General features: G+C 65.7%; 1 protein-coding gene. It reads right to left on the bottom strand.

Annotated features, from left to right (window positions below):
• Window positions 1-245 (bottom strand): sensor histidine kinase (locus tag SB751_RS34220; protein ID WP_410749523.1); only part of this gene is annotated, 245 nt, incomplete at both ends.

A 245-nucleotide genomic window follows, 5' to 3' on the forward strand; every position in this document is an offset into this window, starting at 1 on the left:
GACGAAATCGCCAATCCGAGCCCCAGACCCTGCCCCATCTCCTTGGTCGTGAAAAAGGGCTCGAAGAGGCGCGGCATGACGTCGTCGGGAATGCCGGGGCCGCTGTCGCGCACCGAGATCGCGAGCGTCGCGGGCAGCGCCTGAATGTCGATGACGATGCGTGGATCGGGCAGCCCCGCCACCGCGTCGAGCGCATTGCCGATCAGGTTGATGAGCACCTGTTCGAGCCGCAGGTCGTCGCATTG

The organism is Cupriavidus sp. SIMBA_020 (genome assembly GCF_046535395.1).
Lineage (GTDB): Bacteria > Pseudomonadota > Gammaproteobacteria > Burkholderiales > Burkholderiaceae > Cupriavidus > Cupriavidus campinensis.